The organism is Nocardioides islandensis, assembly GCF_015352455.1.
GTDB classification, from domain to species: domain Bacteria; phylum Actinomycetota; class Actinomycetes; order Propionibacteriales; family Nocardioidaceae; genus Nocardioides; species Nocardioides islandensis.
This window is the reverse complement of sequence record NZ_JADKPN010000007.1, coordinates 101,512-120,052: the sequence shown is the minus strand read 5'-3', so window position 1 is coordinate 120,052 and position 18,541 is coordinate 101,512. Positions and strand designations below refer to the sequence as shown.

The following is an 18,541-nucleotide window of genomic DNA, read 5'->3' as shown; positions in this document are numbered from 1 at the left end:
AGACATGACGTTCGAGCTGTCCCGCGAGCACGAGGAGTTCCGCCGCAGCGTCCGCGAGTTCGCGGAGGCGGAGATCGCGCCGCACGCGGCGAAGTGGGACAAGGACCACCACTTCCCGGCCGATGTCGTCCAGAAGATGGGCGGGCTCGGGCTGATGGGCCTGACCGCTCCGGAGGAGTACGGCGGGGCCGGCGAGGACGGCGACTTCACCAGCCTCTGCGTGGCGATCGAGGAGATCGGCCGCGTCGACCAGTCGATGGGCATCACCCTCGAGGCCGCGGTCGGCCTCGGCATCAACCCGATCCTCACCTTCGGCTCCCAGGAGCAGAAGGACCAGTGGCTGCCCGACCTCGTCAGCGGCCGGACGCTCGCCGGCTTCGGCCTCACCGAGCCCGGTGCCGGGTCCGACGCGGGTGCCACCCGGACCAAGGCCGTCCTCGACGGCGGCGAGTGGGTCGTCGACGGCGCCAAGGCGTTCATCACCAACTCCGGCTCCGACATCACCTCGCTGGTCACCGTCACCGCGCGCACCGGCGAGCGCGAGGACGGGCGCCCCGAGATCTCCGCGATCGTCGTCCCGTCCGGGACCGACGGGTTCACCGTCGAGCCGGCGTACGACAAGCTCGGCTGGCACGCCTCCGACACCCACGGCCTGTCCTTCACCGACTGCCGCGTCCCGGAGGGCAACCTGCTGGGTGACCGCGGCCGCGGCTACGCCCAGTTCCTGGCCACGCTCGACGACGGTCGCGTCGCCATCGCGGCACTCGCGGTCGGCTGCATCCAGGCCTGCCTCGACCTCTCGCTCGCGTACGCCGGCGAGCGGCAGACCATGGGCGGCCCGATCGGCCGCAAGCAGGGGGTGGCGTTCCAGATCGCCGACCTCCAGGTGATGGCCGAGACGTCGCGGCTGCTGACCTACAAGGCCGCGGCCATGAAGGACGCCATGTCGAACGGTCGGGCGGACGCGAAGGCCTTCAAGCAGGCCGCCTCGATCGCCAAGCTCCACGCGACGGAGTCCGCGGTGACCGCCACCCGCATCGCCACGCAGGTCTTCGGCGGCTACGGCTTCATGGAGGAGTACCCCGTCGTCCGGTTCTACCGCGACGCGAAGGTGCTCGAGATCGGCGAGGGCACCTCGGAGGTGCAGCGGATGCTCATCGCCCGTGGCCTGGGCCTACCCGTCGAGTAGGCACTTCAGATCCTTGGAAGACAAGGGATCTGGGTCTTCGACGAAGGTTTGGCGCGCGACGCTCCCGGGGAGGAACCCGACTGTCGCGAAGAGCAACCATCTCGAGGAGAGCCATGTCGACAGGACACGATCTCGGCGTCGACCTTGCCGAGCTGTGGGACGCCGGGCAGAACCAGCTGCCGAAGGTGGCCGGTGAGTTCACCAAGGCTGCCAACGCCCTGCCCACCTCCATCACCGGGATCATGTACCGCAGCGGTCCCGTCGGCGCCGGCGGCTCGTACGGCGCCTCGTCGGCCTGGGAGTCGCTGGCCGACGTGCTGTCCGGCCACCTCTCGACGACGGCCGGCAACCTGATGGACACCGGCGCGGCCCTGGTCTACGCGGCCAACCACTACGCCCAGACCGACGCCGAGGCGCAGGCCGAGTTCGAGCGCCGCAAGCGGGAGATCGGACACGTGCAATGAGCTTCGAGGAACTCGGGTTCCACGCGCAGGAGATCTACGACAAGGCCGTCGAGAAGTACCTCTTCGACGAGTTCCAGATCTACAAGCAGGACGGGATGTTCTACCCGCCCCCCGACCCGTACGGCGGCGCGTCGTACGGCGGCGGCCAGTCCTCGTCGTACATGACCGAGGACCAGCTCAAGCAGCACGTCTGGGACGCGGAGATGAAGTTCAACGAGATCCACTCGCTGTTCAACGACTTCCTCGTGCTGCCGGACCCCGGCGACTTCGACGGACCGATGGGGCAGGTCACCACGTGCATGAACGCCCTGTGCACCGAGGCGTTCACCGACCCGATCCAGGGCGACCCGCACCCGGTGAACACCGAGCTGTCGGCCATGACCGTGGCCGGCAACACCATCGACGAGTGGGACGGCCTGGCGGCCCAGGCGTTCAACGACAACTTCATCATCCCGTTCAAGGACCGGACGCATAACCAGTTCATCGTCGGCTCGATCCTGATGAACGCGCTGAACGCCGAGAAGGAGCTCTGGAAGCGGGCCCGCCTCAACATCGACGACATCGCCCACAAGGTGAGCTCGGCGCTCGACCACTACGACGACTGCGGCAAGAACGACTGGGAGATCGGCCTCTCGGTGGTCGGCGCGGTGGTGGCCATCGCGGCCCTCCCGCTGACCGGTGGCACGAGCGCCGCGATCGCCCTGGGCGCGGTCGCCTCCGGCATCGACGTGGCCAACACCTTCGCCGGCCAGATCGAGGACGAGCCGAAGAACGACTACTCCGCCGAGTCCGTCGAGGGCGTCATCGACAAGGCCAAGCAGGGCATCAACGACCTCAAGGAGGCCGTCCAGAAGGCCGAGCAGAAGATCGTCGACGCGATGTCCAACAGCAGTGGTGTCGTGTCGTCGTACACGACGGACTTCGTGGCACCGCGGCCCACGCTCGCCGACCAGGGCACGCACAACCCGGACGTCGGCCGCCCGGACAACGACTGAGAGGGTGGAGCGACCATGACGACAGCGCTCGCGGATCTGCAGGCGTCCGCCGCGACCCCCGACGAGAAGGCCTTCGCGACGATCTCGGGCCGCACGCACGTGCGGTTCTCGTTGGCGGCCGGCTACTACGAGTGGGCGTCCGTCGCCGACCTCGAGCGTCAGCTCACGCGCCTGGCCAAGCTGCTCTTCGTGGCCCGGATGAAGGCCTACTACGTGGCCCGCAGCCGCGACTTCGGGCAGACGTTCACCAGGGAGTCGCCGCCGACGAGCCCCCGCGACGAGCAGTACGTCCGCGCGCGCTCCGGCCTGGTGGTCGAGGGCGAGGCGGCCGGTGGTGCCGTGCGGATCAGCGCGGTCGGCATGGAGTCCTGGGCCGTCGACCTGGACCGCGACGTGCAGAAGAAGCTGGACGAGCAGGCGTTCTGCGGCGCGGTGTCCAGCGCCGCCACCCAGCTCGTCGAGCAGCAGTTCGCGGAGGTCAAGGAGCTCAAGCGCGAGGTCTACGCCGGGGCATGAACCGCCTGACGAGCACCGTGCTGGCCGGCCTCCTCGTGGGGGCCGGCCTCACGGCGTGCGGCGACGAAGCCAGCAGCGCGGACGGCGGCGACGTGGTCGTCGGGCACCTCTCGGACAAGGTGCAGGGCGACGCGGCGTTCGTCCTGCTCCCGACCGGTCGCATCGACCTCACCGTCGGCGCGCCCGTCGACGAGGTCACCGCCGACCAGGCGGGCGACGGGAAGAAGCACTCCGCTCCCGACGGTGGCGCGTTCGTCCCCGTCACCTGGTCGCACGACCCGTTCGGCGAGGGCGGTGTCCCGATCGGCGTCATCGGCGCGGACCCGCAGGAGGCCGACGTCGTGCTCGTGTCCGGCGACACCCGGGCCGACCTCGGCGCGCCGTACCGGCTCGCCGGCGACCAGGGCACGACCGACACCGGCGTCGGCACGATGTACGTCGCGGTCGACGGCGACGGGAGGTCCGCGACGTTCGAGGTCAGCTATGACGGGCTGACCCAGACCGTCGACCCGGCCACCGGCGACCGCGCTGCCGGTGCCGCCGCGCCGCTGTACGCCGACCGGACGGTGGGCGTCGAGGCGCCCTGCACGCAGGAAGGCTTCGCGCACGGCGACGTCGTCCCGGACGTCTCGTGCGTGGTCGACGCGCCGGTGCGCACGCCGTACCTACCGGGTCACGGGTGGGCGGCGGACGGCGACACGTGGCTGCTGCTCGGCATCGACATCACGATCTCCGGCGTGCGGGTGGGCGCGACCTCGTACGACGTGCAGTCCGTGCGGCACCGCATCACCGTGAACGGCGCCGACGCGGTGGAGGTCGACGAGCGCTCGGGCGACAGCGAGCCACTGCCCAGCGCTGTCCGGGGGACCTGGGTCTTCGACGGCGGCACCGGCGCCGACACCCTCGACATCACGCTCGACCTCGTGCTGGAGAAGAAGTCCGGACCCGGCCCCTCGACACGGCAGGAGACGGTCCAGCAGGAAGTCGCGCTGGGCGACGGATAGCCTCTGCACCGTGGGAGATGGCTGGCACCGCCTGCTGACCGAGATCGGCCGCTTCGCGGCCGTCGGCGGCATCGCGACCTTCGTCGCCTTCTTGATCTTCAACTTCCTCGTCCACGGCTTCTACGTCACCAACGACCCGTGGCTGCCGGGGCACCCGGTGACGGCGTTCGTGATCGCGAACTTCGTGGGCATGCTGATCAGCTATCGGCTGAGCCGGCAGTGGACCTTCAAGCACCGTCCGCCGCAGCACGCCGACGGCGGCCGCACGGCGTACTTCGTCATCAACACCGTGACCATGATCATCCCGATGGCGTGCCTGTGGTTCAGCCGCAACGTGCTCGGGCTGGACGACCCGCTCGCCGACAACCTCTCCGGCGTCGTGATCGGCCAGCTGCTCGGTCAGGTGGCGCGGTTCTACCTGTTCCGCACCTACGTGTTCCCGCGGCCGGCGCACCTCGACCCGTTCCGGCCCTGGGCCGGCAACGAGACCGACGCGACGGCAGACGGGACGGCTAGCGACGCCACAGGGACGTCCACGGGTGGCCGAGCTCAGCCAGGAGGTCCCGGAGCAGCGGCAGGCTGAGCCCCACCACGTTGTGGTGGTCGCCCTCGATGCCGGTGACGAAGGCGCCGCCCAAGCCGTCGACGGTGAACGCGCCCGCGACGTTCAGGGGCTCTCCGGTGGCGACGTAGGCGTCGATCTCCTCGTCGGTGAGGTCCGCGAAGTGCACGACGGTCGACGCGGTCGCCGCCGCGACGCGGTGGCCGTCTCGCAGCGCGTGACCCGTGTGCAGGATGCCGGAGCGCCCTCGCATCGAACGCCAGCGCGACCGTGCGTCATCGGCGTCCTCCGGCTTGCCGAGGGACCGGCCGTCCAGCTCCAGCACCGAGTCGCACCCGAGCACGAGCGCGTCGTGCGGCACCTCCGGCCGGCCGGCCACCGCTGCGCACTTCAGCTCGGCCAGCTGCAGGGCCAGCTCGGCGGGGGGTGCGTCGGTGACCTGCGACTCGTCGACCCCGGACACGATGACCACCGGCTCGACCCCCGCCGATCTCAGGGTGGCCAGCCGGGCGGGCGACTGTGAGGCCAGGACGAGCGTGGTCACCAGCGGATGCGGCTGATCGCCGCCCGGAACGGGTCGAGGCCGAGCGAGCCGAGGTCCAGCGCCGCCCGGTGGAAGGCCTTGAGGTCGAAGGCGTCGCCCTGGGCCCGCCGTACGTCCTCGCGGCACTCGAGCCAGATCCGCTCGCCCACCTTGTACGACGGCGCCTGGCCCGGCCAGCCGAGGTAGCGGAGCACTTCGTACTGGATGTACTCGTCCTCCATCAGGCAGTGGGCGCGCATGAAGTCCAGCCCCAGGGCCGGCGTCCAGGTCTCGCCGGGGTGGAACCCGAACGGGTTGTCCTTCGGGATCTCCAGCTCGAGGTGCATGCCGATGTCGACGACGACCCGCGCGGCCCGCATCGACTGGCCGTCGAGCATGCCCATGTAGTCGCCGGGGTCGGCCAGGTAGCCGAGGTCGTCCATCAGCCGCTCGGCGTACAGCGCCCAGCCCTCGCCGTGCCCACTGACCCAGCAGCACTGGCGCTGCCAGCGGTTGAGGATGTCGGCGCGGTACATCGTCTGCGCGCCCTGGAGGTGGTGGCCCGGCACGCCCTCGTGGAAGACGGTGGTCGTCTCGCGCCAGGTGGCGAAGTCCTCGATGCCCTCGGGCACCGACCACCACATCCTCCCCGGCCGGCTGAAGTCCTCCGACGGGCCGGTGTAGTAGATGCCGCCGTCGTGGGTCGGTGCGAGGCGGCACTCGAGGCGCCGGACCGGCTCCGGGATGTCGAAGTGCACGTCGGCCATCTCCGCGACGGTGCGGTCCGAGAGCTCCTGCATCCACCGCCGGAAGCTCTCGCCGCCGTGCACCAGCCGCGTCGGGTCGGTGTCGAGCACCTCGACGGCCTCGCGCACGGTGCTGCCGGGCTTGATGCGGTCGGCGGTCTCCCGCTTCTCGTCGTCGAGCCGCTTGAGCTCTTCCCAGCCCCACGCGTAGGTCTCGTCGAGGTCGACGGTCGCGCCCAGGAAGAAGCGGTTGCACAGTGCGTACGTGTCGCGGCCGACCGCCTCCCGCTCCCGCCCGCGCGGCGCGAGCTCGGCGCCGAGGAACCGGCCGAACTCGGCGAACGCCGCGCTGGCGGCCCGGGCGTGGCGCTCCAGGTCGTCGGCGAGGGCGCCCTCGGCGTCCAGTGACCCGACCAGGTCGAGGAACAGGTCGCCGGCACCCGCCTGGCCGGTCCAGCGGCGTACCTGCTGGTCGACCTGCTCGAGCTGTCGGCCGGCCGAGACGTGGCCGCGGTCGGCGGCGTCGAGCAGCGTCTCCCGGTACTGCGCCAATGCCCGCGGCACGGCCGCGAGCCGCTCGCTGATGTTGCGCTGCGCCTCCTCGCCGTCGGTCGGCATCAGGTCGAGGATCCCGCGCATGTTCTGCATCGGCCCGGCGGTGACCGAGACCTGGCTGGTGACGATCCCCGCGTCGTACAGCTCGACCTTGAGGCCGAGCCGCTCCACGAACGCCTCCTGCGCGACCCGCTCGCGCTCGTCGACCGGTGTCGCCGCGCGGACGTCGGCCAGCGCCTGCCGGTCCAGCTCGACGCGCTCCTCGTAGCCGCCGGGGGAGAGGTCGGGCAGCTCCCCGTCGTGCCCGGCGATGCCGGCGTACGCCGCCATCATCGGGTCGAGGGCGGCGGCCTCCTCGACGTAGCGCTCCGCGATGGCGTCCACGGCCCGTTCGCTCGTCATGCGTCTCACCCTAGAGTCGGCCGCCCCGGGCGCCGTCGGGGTGATACAAGGAAGGCCGAACACCCACCTCGGAAAGGCGACACCTCCATGCCGAACACCCGCGACACGTCCCCGAACCGCCGACGCATCTCGCCGTCGCTGGTCATCTCAGTCCTCGCGCTGGTCGTCGCGACGAGCACCGGGGCGTACGCCGCCTCGACCCTGGCGCCGAAGAACTCGGTCGTCTCCAAGTCGATCAAGAACCACGAGGTCAAGACCAAGGACCTGGCGTACCTGTCGGTGCGCTCCACGACGCTGGCCGACCACGCTGTCACCGGGTCGAAGCTCGCCGACGGCTCGGTCACGGGGGCCAAGATCGTGGACGGCTCGGTGGCCGGTGCTGACCTCGGCGCGGGACAGGTGGGGCTCGACCAGCTGTCTGCCGCGGCGAAGGCAACCCTCAACCAGGGCGGCCCGGCGTACTCGCGGCACTTCGAGACCGGGTTCTCGGTCCCCTCGACGATGACGCCGGTGCAGACCCTGAACCTGCCCGCCGGCAGCTACGTGCTGAGCGCCAAGGCCCAGATCGACACCGCCAACAACTCCGACATCGTGGAGTGCGACCTGGTGGCGGGCACCGGCACCGACAAGAGCTTCGTGCAGGGCGTCTCGACACACACCAGCCAGATCATCACCAACTCCCTGGTCGCCACCTTCCCGGTCGGCGGAACGGTCGTCTGGCAGTGCCAGACCTTCGGAGGCGGCGGTATCTCACAGGGCCGGCTGACCGCGATCTCCGTCAGCAGCGTGGACAACCAGCCCTGATCGACCCCGACGCAGCGATTCGTCTGCGGCCGCCCGGCGTGACAGGCCAGGCGAGACCGCAGACGAAACGCTGAGGTGGGTGGCCTCAGTGACCCATCGCGCGGGCCTTCTTCGGCAGCAGGAACCCGATGGCGAAGGCCACCGCGATCAGCACCAGCGAGACCAGCAGGGTGTGCTCGGCGGCGAGCACGTGCCGACCGGCCACGGCCGCGGCGACCGGGCCGCCGTCCTCCAGCTTGATGGTGGCGAAGAACAGCGTCGCCAGGGCGGCCACGCCGATCGAGGCGCCGAGCTGCTGGAAGGACTCGAGCATCCCGGAGGCCGAGCCGACCTCGTGGTCCTCGATCTCGCCCATGATGATGCTGAACAGCGGGACGAAGATCATGCCCATCCCGAGGCCGTAGACCACCATGCCGGGCACCAGCTGCAGCCAGCCGATGTCGGCGGCGCCGCGGACCGAGGCGTAGAGGACGAACGTCCCGACGCCCATGATGGCCAGGCCGACGTGCAGGATCGGGCGGCCGACCGCGGTGGTGGCCCAGGCGCCGACACCGGAGCCGAAGAACGCGCCCACGGCGAAGCCGGCGAGGTAGAGCGCGGCCCTCATCGGGGTCATGCCCAGCCCGATCTGGAGGAACAGGCCGGTCGTCAGCGAGAACCCGACGATGCTGCCGAAGAACACCATCGTGAAGACGACGCCCGACACGTACGACCGCTTGCGCAGCACGCTGAGCTCGACGAGCGGCGTCTCCCCCCGCGCGATGCGGCCCTGCTGACGCTTGCCGACCACGACCAGCAGCGGGACCGCGGCGGCGGCCACGGCGACCAGCCACACCGGCCAGCCCAGGGTCCGCCCCTCGACCAGCGGGAACACCACGAGGAAGCTCACGGCCGCGGTCAGGGCCAGGCCGACCCAGTCGAGTCGGGCGCCGCGGTGGGCGGGCTCGGAGTCCGGCAGGACCTTGCGGCCGACGACGATCGCGAACAGTCCGACCGGGACGTTGATGAGGAACAGCGAGCGCCAGTCGGTGCCGAACGCGTCCAGCTTGATGAGCAGGCCGGCGACCACCGGGCCGAGGACCGTCGAGAGCCCGATCGCCGGGCCGAAGGCCGCGAACGCCTTGCCGATCTCGGCCGGACCGAACACGTCCCGGATCAGCCCGAACGTCTGCGGGATCATCAGCGCCGCCGCCAGCCCCTGGGCCACCCGGCCCGCGACCAGCACGTCCGCCGACCAGGCCACCGAGCAGAGCACCGACGACGCGACGAACCCGACGAGCCCGGTCATCAGCATCCGCTTGCGGCCGAACGCGTCGCCGAGACGACCGCCGGCCAGCAGGCCGACCGCGATCGCCAACGTGTACGCCGCGGCGATCCACTCCAGCGCGGACGCCGACAGCGTCAGGTCACGCTGGATCGACGGGGCCGCGACGTTGAGGATCGTCGAGTCCAGGATGTTCAGGATCATCGCGCTGAGGATCACGCTGAAGCCGATCCACTTGCTCGTCTCGTGCTTCTCCGGCTGCTCGCTGACGACCGCGGTGGGCCGTTCGAGGGTCTGAGTTGTCATGGCCTCAACCTAGGAACCGATCAGGAACGTTTCGTTCCTCATTGCAGGTAATCTTCGAGTCATGTCAGAGACACCAACCGCGACGTCGGGACGGCTCTTCTCGCTCCTCTCCCTGCTGCAGACGCCGCGCGAGTGGCCGGGTCCCGAGCTGGCCTCCCGGCTGCACGTGACGACGCGGACCGTCCGCAACGATGTGGAGCGGCTGCGTGCCCTGGGCTACCCCGTCGAGGCCACCCGCGGGCCGATCGGCGGCTACCGACTCGTGGCCGGCACGGCCATGCCGCCGCTCCTCCTGGAGGACGAGGAGGCCGTCGCCGTGGCCGTCTCCCTGCGTACGGCGAGCGGCGGCGCGGTCAGCGGGATGGAGGAGAGCGCCCTGCGGGCGCTGACCAAGCTCCAGCAGGTGCTTCCGAAGCGGCTCGGCCACCGCGTCGACGCGCTCCAGTCGCACACGGCGCGAGTGGCACCCTACTCCCGCGGCCCGGCCGTCGACGGTGACCTGCTGACCCTCATCGCGAACGCCGCCCGCGACCGCGAGCTGATCCGGTTCGACTACAGCGACCGTTCGGGTGCCGGCTCGGAGCGGAAGGTCGAGCCGTACCGGCTGGTCAACTGGGGACGCCGCTGGTACCTCGTCGCCTTCGACCCACAACGCGACGACTGGCGCACGTTCCGCGTGGACCGGCTCAAGGAGACCCGGTCCACCGGTCACCGGTTCCGGCTGCGCGACCTGCCGGCCGAGGACGTCGCGCAGTGGGTCGCCTCCAAGATCCGCGCCGTGCAGCAGCAGGCCTACGGCAAGGTGCTGGTGCGGCTGCCGGCGCAGGACGTCGTCGCCCGGATGGGGCCGTGGCTGGAGGGCGGTGGCGTGGAGCCGCGCGGTGACGCCGCGTGCCTGCTGACGATGGGCGCGCGCACGCACGCGGACCTGGCGTTCTGGATCGGCGTGCTCGACGCGGACTTCGAGGTCGTCGAGTCGCCCGAGCTGGCCGAGGCGGTCGCACGCCTGGCCGGTCGCTACGCGCGGGCGTCCCGGTGAGGACGGTCACCTGGGAGCAGGCGAACGCCCGGCGCCTCGCCCACCACGGCCTGGCGGCGCCCTTCGCGTCGGACACCACGGTGGCCGAGGTCGCCGCAGCGGTGAGCGGCGTGCACGCGCAGATCCTGTCCGCGGCCGAGGTGTCGGCGGCCGTGCGGGTCGAGGGGGCGACGCGGGCCGACGTCCGCCGCGCGCTGTGGGAGGAGCAGTCGCTCGTGAAGACGTTCGGCCCGCGCGGCACGGTGCACCTGCTGCCGACCGCCGACCTCGGCCGGTGGATGGCCGCGCTCGGAGCGGTCCCGCACCAGAGCCCGTTCCCCGACGGCGTGCGGATGTCGGCGGAGGAGACGACGACGGTCATCGACGCGATCCGCACGGCGCTCACCGACGCCGCACTGACCGTCGACGAGCTCACCGAGGCGGTCGGCGACCTCGCGGGGGCGTGGGCGGCCGAGCCCGTGATGCCCGCCTTCCAGACGCTCTGGCCGAGGTGGCGCCAGGCGACCGACCGGGCGGCGTACGCCGGAGCGCTCTGCTACGGGCCGGACCGGGACCGCAAGGTCACCTACACCAGGCCGCCGGACACCGAGCAGGTGGACGCCGACCAGGCGGTCGACTGGGCGATCTCCTCGTACCTGCGGGGCTACGGCCCGGCGACGCCGGCGAGCTTCGCGCCGTGGTTCGGCTGCACGCCGGCGTGGGCGACGGAGCGGATGTCCGGCCACGCGGACCTGGAGCGGGTCGAGCTCGACGGCGAGCCGGCGTACGACCTGAGGGGTGCGAGGTACGACGGGGAGCAGCCGGGCGGGGTGCGGCTGCTGCCGTACTTCGACGCGTTCGTCGTCGGCAGCCGTCCGCGGCACCGGCTGTTTCCCGGCCGGGCCGCCGAGCGGGCGCTGGTGCCGTCGGGCCAGGCGGGCAACTACCCGGTGCTGCTCGTCGACGGTGAGGTGGCCGGCGTCTGGCACCAGAAGCGGTCGGGCCGGCGGATCGCGGTCACGGTCGAGCCGCTGCGGCGGCTTCTGAAGGCCCGGGTCGCCGCCCTGGAGGAGCAGGTCGCCCGGCTGGGCGAGGTCCTCGAGGGCGACGCGACGCTCACGATCGGCGAGGTGACCGTCGGCCCACACGCGTGAGCACCGACGGGTCGGCCAGCAGCTCGATCTGGCGTACCTTGCCGTCGACCACGGTGAAGGCGAAGACCACCTTGACCTCGCCGAGGTGCTGCCAGCAGGAGGCCGCGCCGCCGTCGAGGGTGGCGGGCAGGGCGGCCTTGGCGCGCCCGGCGAAGAACTCCGCGATGTTCCTGCTGCCGGTGAGGTAGGTCGCCTGCGAGCCCATCGCCGCGGCGGCCTGGTCGGTCAGCACCTCGGCGTCCGGGTCGAGCAGCTCGAGGAGGGCGGCGAACTCGTTGTCCCGGGACGCCGCCATGAACGCGTCCACGACGGCCGCGTCCGCGGCGGCCAGGTCCTCGCGCGGCTCGGGCTCCTGGAGCCGCCGACGGGCGCGGCTGGCCAGCTGGCGCGTGGCCACCTCGGAGCGGCCGATGATCGGCGCGATCTGGTCGAACGGCACGGCGAACACGTCCTTGAGCACGTAGGCCAGCCGCTCGGCGGGGGCGAGCGTGTCCAGCACGACGGTCATGGCCTGGCCGACCGCGTCGACCAGCTCGACCTGCTCCTCGGGCGTCGGGGCGGTGTCGACCACGTCGGCGTCGTCGGCGAAGGCGTCCTCCCGGTGCGCCGTACGGCTGCGCAGGACGTCCAGGCAGATCCTCGACACGACGGTGGTCAGCCACCCCGGGAGGTTGTCGATCTCGTCGCCTCGCTGGTCGGTCCGGACCAGCCGGATCCAGGCCTCCTGGACGGCATCGTCGGCGGCCGCGTCGTTGCCCAGCATGCGGGCGGCCAGGCCGCGCACCCGGGGTCGCTCGGCCTCGAACTGCTCGGCCAGCAGGATCTCGTCGGTCATCGGTCACATCCTCCTCGGCGGGCTCGTCACTCCTGTGACGAACCACCGAACCGATTCGTGACAACGAAGGAGAGCCCCGTCATGTTCAAGACCGTGCTGACCGTCGTCGAGGACCTGGCCGCGGCCAAGGCCGCCTGGTCGGCCATCCTCGGCGACCCGTCCACCGACTCGCCGTACTACGTCGGCTGGACCGACGGCGACCACGAGGTCGGCCTCACGCCCGTCCAGGACCCGGCCGACAAGGGGTCGGTCGCCTACTGGCACACGTCCGACATCGACGCCGCGATGTCCGGCGTCGTCGACGCGGGCGGGTCGCGCGTGAAGGAGCCGCAGGACGTCGGCGGCGGCCGGCTGGTGGCCGTCGTCGCCGACCCCGAGGGCAACCGCATCGGGCTGATCCAGGACCCGGCCTGAGCCCGGTGCGCCGTCCCGCTCAGCCCGCCTGCCGACTCAGGCGGGCGTCCTGGTGGTCCGCGACGTACGCCGCGAGGGTCTGGCCGCCGAGGGCCGGGGTGGGGCGGGTGTACGCCGAGCCGCCGCCGTCGTCCGCCTCGTAGGCGGACGGCCCGCTCAGGATGAGCGCGCCGGCGCCGGCGACGAGCAGGAGCCCTGCGGCGTAGCCGCCGAGCCGGCGGGCGCGGACCCACCGGGAGCCGTCCCGGCTTCCGGGGCCGGTGGGTGAGCCTGGGGTCGGGATCGTGGTCGTGGACTGCGTGGAGACGGTCATGGGACGTCCTTCGGTGCGCGGCCCGGCGCTGGTCGCCGGGCCTGAGCCCTCAGGACATCGCCCGACCGTGTGACCCGGGGTGTGAGGTCTCGCCGACCGCCGCCACCAGCGGGACCAGCCGGGGGTTGTCGATGTCCGCGGCCAGGAGCACCGCCGCTTCGGCGTCCCCCGGCACCCTCGAGTCCGCCCGGTGCAGCAGGGCGCGGACGGTCAGCTCGCGCATGCCGGTCCGGGAGGCGCGGTCGAGCATGGCCTCGGCCCACGCGGCGGTCTGAGGATGCGCGTGGCGGCGGCCCATCTCGCACAGTGCGTCGAGGATGTAGACGTCCAGCCAGACGTACGGGTCGGCCAGCCGGTTGGCGCGGGTACGTGCGTCGAGGAGCAGGGAAAGGGCACGGTCCGGGTCGTCCCGGGCCTCCGCCAGCAGAGCCAGTCCTCGCGCCGAGATGCCCTCCCAGCACGGGTCACCGATCTGGCAGGCGCGCGCGAAGGACTGGTCGAGGGTCCGGTGCGCCGCGTCCAGGTCGCCGAGGCCCAGCCAGGCCTGCCCCAGCAGTGCCTGCGGCCAGGGCAGGAAGGAGAGCCAGTGGTCGCGCGCGCCGAGGTCGATGGCCCGCTCCAGGGTCTCGGTGGCCTCGACCAGGTCGCCACGCAACAGGCTGACGCGGCCCAGCATGGAGAGGCCGAACGCCTCGCGGCGCGGCTCGCCGACCGAGTGCGATCGCTCGACGGCGTCGGTCAGGAGGTCGACGGCCCTCGGGTAGTCGGCCCGGTCGCTGGCCACCGAGCCCAGGTAGGTCATCGCCTTGGCCCGCACCGACGCGCTGGCCGTCTCCTCGTCGAGGACCTGGCCGAGGGACCGCTCGGCGCGGTCGTAGCGGGCGCGCAGGAAGTCGACGTACCCGACCTCCGCCTGGACGCGCGTCGTCGCGTCGCGATCGCCACTGGCGACGGCGATGCGCTCGGCCTCGTTGAGGGTGGTGATGCCGGCCTCGTCCAGCCCTCCGAGGGTGTGGATGAGTGCTTCGGCCAGCACCAACCTGGCCTGGATGCGGTCGCTGTCGGCTCCACTGCGGTCGGCGAGCACGACGGCGTTCTCGAACGACGCCACCCCTGCCGCGAGCGCGCCCGCAGAGACGGCCGCGGATCCCGCCTCGGTCACGGCGTGGAGCGAGGCCGCCGGTGTCTCGCGTGCGGCCCGGGGGCCCTCCCGCATCGCGAGCAGGACCGGGGCTCCTGGCGGGGCGCCGAGCTCGCGCTCCGCGACGGCTGACCAGGCGTCGTACTGGCGGCGGGCCGCGTCGTCGTCCCCGGACAACCGGTAGAGCCGGATGAGCAGCGCCTGGATGTTCTCGTCCAGCGGGCTCATCACGGCGGCGCGCACGGCCAGCTCCCGGGCCCGGTCGAGCTCGCCGCGCGCGAGCAGCCCGACGGCCGCTTCGTGCAGGATCGACTCCGAGGCGGCAGCCACCCGCCGACGCTCGGAGAGCAGCCACGACTCGAAGGCCTCTGCGTGGGCGATGCCGATCCCGTCGAGCAGGTCGCTGCCGAGGCCCGGCAGCTGGATCGCGGCGCTCCAGTGCCCGCGGACGAGCACGTCGACGTCCACGGTGGCACCGTGAGGCAGGGAGATCCTGACGGGATCGCCGTCCAGGACCGCAGCCGGCCCGAGGGCCCGGCGGATCTCGGCCAGGCACCACCGCAGCGCCCCCAGCGGGTCGTCGGCCTCCGCGAAGAGCAGGGACGCCAGCCGGCTGCGTGTGGGCGCACGCTCGGAGAGCAGCAGGAAGGCCAGCAAGGCCCAGCTCTTGCGGCTCCGGTAGCGATAGCCCGGTGCGCCGTCCACGTCGATGCGGGGCCGCCCGAGCAGGTGGACCGTGAGCCCCGACGCCGGGTACCGGGCGCTGTCCGCGTCGGTCGGGCTCACGGGCCGCAGCGTGGCACAGATCGCATCACGCCACCTGTCGCTCGGGCGCCGCCCCGTCGCGTCGGCCCTCCACGAGGTCGAGGAGGAGCGCGTGCTCCGGCGGGCCCAGCACGTCGACCAGGTGGGCGTGCACGATGCCGAACGCGCGGAGCCTGGATGTCTCGGATCCTGTCGCGTCGACGAGCGCCGCAGCGGCCCCGGGGGCCGTGGCGGCCGCCACCTCGGACATGGCCCGGAGCACGGCGGCCTCGCACCCGGTCCCGCCCTCGGCCACCCGGTGGGCGGTCGCGTCCAGCAGTCGTGCGGCCTCGACGGACGGCGGGAGCAGCGGCGGTGTCGCCGCGGTCGCGAGGGCCGGGAGCTCGACGCGAGCACGTCGCCACGGTGGGTGGTGCCACCACGCCGCGACGGCCGATCGTCGTCTGCGGCGCCGTGCGTCTCGTCGGGCGGCCAGGATCATCCGTCCGGGGCGCTGCTCCTCGGCGGCGTCCAGCCGCGCCTGGATGACGGCGCGCGCGAGGTAGGTGGTCATCGGGTCCATGGGTGTCGAGCTCCTGCTTGGTGGTGTGGTGCGTGGGTGTGCGGTACGGCGGTCGGGGGCAGCGGCGGGCTCGGAGCCACGCCGCTGCCCGGTGGAGGTGTCAGACGCCTTCGGTGACCGTGTAGATCTCGTCGGCGACGAGGCCGTGGGCTTCGCGGTGCACGGCGGCTGCCGCGTCGGCGTCCGGCGCCTCGACGAGGCAGAAGATCTTGCCGGCCGCCTCGTCCACCCAGTAGCGGACGTAGTTGACGCCGTGGGAGTCCTGGGTGGCCAGGTCGGCTGCGTGGGCGGCCGCGACGTCGGTGATCGAGACGCCGCCCTCGATGGTGTGGGCGTCCATGAAGAGGGTCATGTCGGTGTGCCTTTCGTGCTCGTGCCGGCGACGGTCGCCGGGCTCGAGGCACCACGACACCGCCCCGGCGTGTGACGGGAGGTGTGAGAGGTACGCCGATGTCGAGACGGGGCGGTCGGCTGCTCGCCCCGTCGGCAGGGACTACTCCGTCGGCGGCGTGCGGGTGCCCTGAACGATCTCTGCCACCAGCTCGGCCAGGGGCTGGTGCGAGTCGGCGGTGAGGTGCAGGGCGTCGCCGCCGGCGTGGGCGACCGAGGCCGCGTCGGCGAACAGCACGCCGCGCTCCTGCGCGACCGTGCGGATCTCGCCGGCCAGCGCCCGGGAGGCCTCCAGGCTGCGGTCGTCGAAGCCGTTGCCGGTCGGGTCGACGTACGCCGTGATGCTGTCGTCGAGCAGGATCGGGCTGAGCAGGAGCAGCGCCGGGGTACGTCCCTGTCGGTCGGTGACGTAGGTGGCCACGTCGTCGACGTACCCGTGCAGCGCCCCCGCGATGGTGGCCGCGGACCGCCCGTCGAAGCAGGTCTTGAAGTCGTTGCTGCCCAGCATCACCACCACGACGTCCAAGGGGTGGTGCGACAGCAGGGCCATCGGGAAGGCGGTGCGGCCGTTGCAGTGCGGCCGGTCCACGTAGTCGATGTCCGTGGTCCGCCCGGCCAACCCCTCCTCGACGACCTCGTAGCCGGCGCCGAGGAGCGTCTGGAGCCGCCCGGTCCAGCGGACGTCGGCGTCGAGCCGCACGTACTCCGGGTCGTCGGCGGGCGTGCCGTGGGTGTTGGAGTCGCCGAAGCAGAGGACGCGTACGGCGTCCGGTTCGGTGCGCACGTCAGCGCGGCAGCCCGGACGCCCGCCAGGCGCCGGGGCCGTGTCGGTGCACGGACCGCACGCCGCGGGCCGGGTGGGACCAGGTGCTGCGCGGCTTCGGCGTCGCCGGCTCGCCGCCGCCCATCGACGCGATCACCGCCACCAGGGCGGCGACCTCCTCGGGCGTCGCGTCGCCCTTGACGATGCGCAGGACGGGCTGGGTCTCGCTCACAGCGGGATGTTCCCGTGCTTCTTCGCCGGCAGCGTCTCGCGCTTGGTGCGCAGCAGCCGCAGCGCGCGGACGACCTCGACGCGGGTCTCGTGGGGGGAGATGACCGCGTCGACGTACCCCCGCTCGGCCGCGATGTACGGGTTGGCCAGCGTGTCGTCGTACTCGGTCACGAGCTCGGCGCGACGCGCCTCGGGGTCGTCGGCCTCCTTGAGCTGGTTGCGGTAGAGGATGTTCACCGCGCCCTGCGCACCCATCACCGCGATCTGGGCGGTCGGCCAGGCCAGGTTGATGTCGGCGCCGAGGTGCTTGGAGCCCATCACGTCGTAGGCACCGCCGTAGGCCTTCCGCGTGATGATGGTGACCAGCGGGACGGTCGCCTCGGCGTAGGCGTAGATCAGCTTTGCGCCGCGGCGGATGATGCCGTTCCACTCCTGGTCGGTGCCGGGCAGGAAGCCGGGCACGTCGACGAACGTGAGCACCGGGATGTTGAAGGCGTCGCAGAACCGCACGAACCGCGCGGCCTTCTCCGAGGCGTCGATGTCGAGGGTGCCGGCGAACTGCATGGGCTGGTTGGCGACCACGCCGACCGGGTGCCCCTCGACGCGGCCGAAGCCGACGATGATGTTCGGCGCGAACAGCGCCTGCACCTCGAGGAACTCCTCGTCGTCGACGGTCGCGGTGATCACGTCGTGCATGTCGTAGGGCTGGTTCGGCGAGTCCGGGATCAGCGTGTCGAGCGACCGGTCGAGGTCGGAGAAGTCGAGGTCGGCCGGTTCGTCGTACGACGGCGCCGGGTCGAGGTTGTTGGGCGGGAGGTAGGAGAGCAGCGCCTTGACGTACTCGATGGCGTCCTCCTCGTCGGACCCCATGTAGTGCGCGTTGCCGGACTTGGTGTTGTGGGTGCGTGCGCCGCCGAGCTCCTCCATCGTGACGTCCTCGCCGGTGACCGTCTTGATGACGTCCGGGCCGGTGATGAACATGTTCGAGGTGCCGTCGACCATCACGGTGAAGTCGGTGACCGCGGGGGAGTAGACGTGACCACCCGCGCAGGAGCCCATGATCATCGAGATCTGCGGGATGACGCCGGAGGCGTGCACGTTGCGGCGGAAGATCTCGCCGTACAGCCCGAGCGAGACCACGCCTTCCTGGATCCGCGCGCCGGCGCCCTCGTTGATGCCGACGATCGGGCAGCCGGTCTTGATGGCGAGGTCCATCACCTTGGTGATCTTCTCGCCGTAGACCTCGCCCAGCGACCCGCCGAAGATCGTGAAGTCCTGCGAGAACACGCAGACCTGGCGGCCGTCGACGGTGCCGTAGCCGGTGACCACGCCGTCGCCGTACGGCCGCTTCTTCTCCAGCCCGAACGCCGTCGACCGGTGCTTCGCCAGCTCGTCGAGCTCCACGAACGAGCCCTCGTCGAACAGCAGCGCGATCCGCTCGCGGGCCGTCTTGCGGCCCTTCGCGTGCTGCTTCTCGATCGCCTTCGCCGAGCCCGCGTGGACCGCCTCGTCGAGCCGCCGGTCGAGGTCCTCGAGCTTGCCGGCCGTCGTGTGGATGTCGATGTCCTGCGGGACGTCTGTCCCTTCGCCCGGATGCACAGATGCGCTCACCTGGGCCAATGTAG

At 71.9% G+C, this 18,541-nt stretch carries 21 protein-coding genes; 10 read left to right on the top strand and 11 right to left on the bottom strand.

Annotated elements, in window-relative coordinates:
- Positions 1-4 precede the first annotated feature (4 nt).
- The 6 genes from ISU07_RS13095 (at position 5) to ISU07_RS13070 (ending at position 4,751) form a co-directional block, all read left to right on the top strand.
- The gene (locus ISU07_RS13095) at positions 5-1,189 is read left to right on the top strand and encodes an acyl-CoA dehydrogenase family protein (protein WP_194707244.1); all 1,185 of its coding nucleotides are present in this window, start codon (positions 5-7) and stop codon (positions 1,187-1,189) included.
- A 113-nt stretch (positions 1,190-1,302) separates the two neighbouring features.
- Positions 1,303-1,653 (top strand): hypothetical protein, encoded by a 351-nt coding sequence (locus ISU07_RS13090; protein WP_194707243.1) that lies wholly within the window; start codon positions 1,303-1,305, stop codon positions 1,651-1,653.
- On the top strand, positions 1,650-2,648 hold the full coding sequence (locus ISU07_RS13085; protein WP_194707242.1) for a hypothetical protein: 999 nt from the start codon (positions 1,650-1,652) through the stop codon (positions 2,646-2,648). Before ISU07_RS13090 ends, ISU07_RS13085 begins: the two co-directional genes overlap by 4 nt.
- 15 nt (positions 2,649-2,663) lie before the next feature.
- Positions 2,664-3,164 carry a hypothetical protein gene (locus ISU07_RS13080; protein ID WP_194707241.1) on the top strand — a complete coding sequence of 167 codons (501 nt, stop codon included), beginning with the start codon at positions 2,664-2,666 and terminating at the stop codon, positions 3,162-3,164.
- The gene (locus tag ISU07_RS13075; protein WP_194707240.1) at positions 3,161-4,168 is read left to right on the top strand and encodes a hypothetical protein; all 1,008 of its coding nucleotides are present in this window, start codon (positions 3,161-3,163) and stop codon (positions 4,166-4,168) included. Before ISU07_RS13080 ends, ISU07_RS13075 begins: the two co-directional genes overlap by 4 nt.
- Positions 4,169-4,178: 10 nt before the next feature.
- Positions 4,179-4,751: a GtrA family protein gene (locus tag ISU07_RS13070; RefSeq protein WP_194707239.1), complete on the top strand. Its 573-nt coding sequence runs from the start codon at positions 4,179-4,181 to the stop codon at positions 4,749-4,751.
- Here the strand turns inward: ISU07_RS13070 and ISU07_RS13065 are convergent.
- Both ISU07_RS13065 and ISU07_RS13060 read right to left on the bottom strand, forming a co-directional pair.
- On the bottom strand, positions 4,681-5,274 hold the full coding sequence (locus tag ISU07_RS13065) for a Maf family protein (RefSeq protein ID WP_194707238.1): 594 nt from the start codon (positions 5,272-5,274) through the stop codon (positions 4,681-4,683). The genes ISU07_RS13070 and ISU07_RS13065 overlap by 71 nt on opposite strands.
- Positions 5,271-6,956, bottom strand: a complete 1,686-nt coding sequence (locus ISU07_RS13060) for a DUF885 domain-containing protein (protein WP_194707237.1) — start codon at positions 6,954-6,956, stop codon at positions 5,271-5,273. Before ISU07_RS13060 ends, ISU07_RS13065 begins: the two co-directional genes overlap by 4 nt.
- 87 nt (positions 6,957-7,043) lie before the next feature.
- Between ISU07_RS13060 and ISU07_RS13055 the strand changes: the two genes are divergently transcribed.
- Positions 7,044-7,760: a hypothetical protein gene (locus ISU07_RS13055; protein WP_194707236.1), complete on the top strand. Its 717-nt coding sequence runs from the start codon at positions 7,044-7,046 to the stop codon at positions 7,758-7,760.
- A gap of 85 nt (positions 7,761-7,845) precedes the next feature.
- Here ISU07_RS13055 and ISU07_RS13050 read toward each other — a convergent pair whose 3' ends face one another.
- On the bottom strand, positions 7,846-9,330 hold the full coding sequence (locus tag ISU07_RS13050; RefSeq protein ID WP_194707235.1) for an MFS transporter: 1,485 nt from the start codon (positions 9,328-9,330) through the stop codon (positions 7,846-7,848).
- Positions 9,331-9,391: 61 nt separating this feature from the next.
- Here ISU07_RS13050 and ISU07_RS13045 point away from each other — a divergent pair, with 61 nt between their 5' ends.
- Positions 9,392-10,369, top strand: coding sequence for a helix-turn-helix transcriptional regulator (locus ISU07_RS13045; protein ID WP_194707234.1), 978 nt, complete (start codon positions 9,392-9,394; stop codon positions 10,367-10,369).
- Complete coding sequence (locus ISU07_RS13040; protein WP_194707233.1) at positions 10,366-11,502, top strand: winged helix DNA-binding domain-containing protein; 1,137 nt, start codon at positions 10,366-10,368, stop codon at positions 11,500-11,502. Before ISU07_RS13045 ends, ISU07_RS13040 begins: the two co-directional genes overlap by 4 nt.
- Here ISU07_RS13040 and ISU07_RS13035 read toward each other — a convergent pair.
- Entirely contained in the window at positions 11,465-12,337 is an 873-nt protein-coding gene (locus ISU07_RS13035; protein ID WP_194707232.1) for a sigma-70 family RNA polymerase sigma factor, read from the bottom strand. The genes ISU07_RS13040 and ISU07_RS13035 overlap by 38 nt on opposite strands.
- Positions 12,338-12,418: 81 nt before the next feature.
- Here ISU07_RS13035 and ISU07_RS13030 point away from each other — a divergent pair, with 81 nt between their 5' ends.
- A complete protein-coding gene (locus ISU07_RS13030; protein ID WP_194707231.1) occupies positions 12,419-12,751 on the top strand; it encodes a VOC family protein in 333 nt (110 codons plus the stop codon).
- 19 nt (positions 12,752-12,770) lie between these two features.
- Here the strand turns inward: ISU07_RS13030 and ISU07_RS13025 are convergent, their stop codons facing one another.
- The 7 genes from ISU07_RS13025 to ISU07_RS12995 all read right to left on the bottom strand — a co-directional run bounded on the left by ISU07_RS13025 (position 12,771) and on the right by ISU07_RS12995 (position 18,527).
- A complete protein-coding gene (locus tag ISU07_RS13025) occupies positions 12,771-13,064 on the bottom strand; it encodes a hypothetical protein (RefSeq protein ID WP_194707230.1) in 294 nt (97 codons plus the stop codon).
- A gap of 49 nt (positions 13,065-13,113) precedes the next feature.
- Complete coding sequence (locus tag ISU07_RS13020; protein WP_194707229.1) at positions 13,114-14,991, bottom strand: BTAD domain-containing putative transcriptional regulator; 1,878 nt, start codon at positions 14,989-14,991, stop codon at positions 13,114-13,116.
- Between the two features lie 25 nt (positions 14,992-15,016).
- A complete protein-coding gene (locus ISU07_RS13015; protein ID WP_194707228.1) occupies positions 15,017-15,532 on the bottom strand; it encodes a hypothetical protein in 516 nt (171 codons plus the stop codon).
- Positions 15,533-15,632: 100 nt separating this feature from the next.
- The gene (locus tag ISU07_RS13010; RefSeq protein ID WP_194707227.1) at positions 15,633-15,884 is read right to left on the bottom strand and encodes a nickel-binding protein; all 252 of its coding nucleotides are present in this window, start codon (positions 15,882-15,884) and stop codon (positions 15,633-15,635) included.
- Between the two features lie 141 nt (positions 15,885-16,025).
- On the bottom strand, positions 16,026-16,706 hold the full coding sequence (locus ISU07_RS13005; RefSeq protein WP_194707226.1) for a GDSL-type esterase/lipase family protein: 681 nt from the start codon (positions 16,704-16,706) through the stop codon (positions 16,026-16,028).
- A gap of 1 nt (position 16,707) precedes the next feature.
- Positions 16,708-16,917 carry an acyl-CoA carboxylase subunit epsilon gene (locus ISU07_RS13000; protein ID WP_194707225.1) on the bottom strand — a complete coding sequence of 70 codons (210 nt, stop codon included), beginning with the start codon at positions 16,915-16,917 and terminating at the stop codon, positions 16,708-16,710.
- On the bottom strand, positions 16,914-18,527 hold the full coding sequence (locus ISU07_RS12995; RefSeq protein WP_456093963.1) for an acyl-CoA carboxylase subunit beta: 1,614 nt from the start codon (positions 18,525-18,527) through the stop codon (positions 16,914-16,916). Before ISU07_RS12995 ends, ISU07_RS13000 begins: the two co-directional genes overlap by 4 nt.
- Between the last annotated feature and the right edge of the window lie 14 nt (positions 18,528-18,541).